The sequence below is a fragment of the Natrinema soli genome (assembly GCF_028618695.1).
Window position 1 is genome coordinate 1 of record NZ_JAQIVI010000758.1, and the last position, 921, is coordinate 921.

A 921-nucleotide genomic window follows, 5' to 3' on the forward strand; every position below is an offset into this window, starting at 1 on the left:
GCCGACCACGCCCGCGATCAGTCCGCGCGAGAGACCAAGCGCCCGCAGGGCCGCGAGCTCCTCGCGCTGCTGGACGGCCACGAGAACGAGGGTGTTCGTCGTCAGTGCGATCCCGGCGATCAGCGCCAGCACGACGAGCGTCGCTCCGCTGGCGAGCACCAGCAGGTACTCGCTCAGCATCGACTCGAACTGCTCGTCGCTCGTCCGGACGTCGTACTCCGGATACGACCGCTGGATGTCGTCGCTAACGGCGCCTCGGTCGGCGTCGTCCGCCGTGGTGACGGTCACGAACGTCGCCCGATCCGATCCCGTGGTCCCGGCGAGCTCCTGTAACTCGCTGAGCGGCATCGTCACCGTCGACGTGCCGAGAAACGACGAGTACGTCGAGGAGATTCCGACGACCTCGAACTCGCGTTCCGCGGCGGTCTCCCGGCTCGTCCCGACGTGGATCTCGTCGCCGACGCCGATATCGAGCGCCTCGGCCGTCTGCGGGTCGATGATGATTTCCCGACTCATCGGCCCGTCGTAGCTCCCGTCGGCGTAGTGGGCGTCGCCCGCCGAGAAGCCGTCGCCGGTGTCGGTACGGGCGTCCTGTGATCCCGGGACGCCGACCCCCGTCACGAGCTCGAGGTCGTCGGGCTCCGTCCCGACGTAGATCGCGTAGAACGCGAGCGGCGAGGCGCTCTCGACGTCGTCGCGCTGCTCGAGGTCGCTGGCGATCCGATGGGAGTCCGTGATCGGGTTCTCGAGACCGCCGGTCGCCGTCAGTTCGACGGTCTCGCCCGAGATCCAGACGTCCTGTCCGGCCCGGTCGAACCGTTCTTCACCGGTCTGCAGGACCCCGAGCCCGAGACTCGCGAGCAGCGTGACGGCGAGGACGGCCAGCGCGATCGCGAGGACGACGAGGACGGTCCGGCCGCG

At 69.4% G+C, this 921-nt stretch carries 1 protein-coding gene; it reads right to left on the reverse strand.

Annotated features, from left to right (window positions below):
- The coding region (locus PGX04_RS31715; protein WP_273742113.1) for an ABC transporter permease at nt 1-921 on the reverse strand (921 nt) is incomplete at both ends.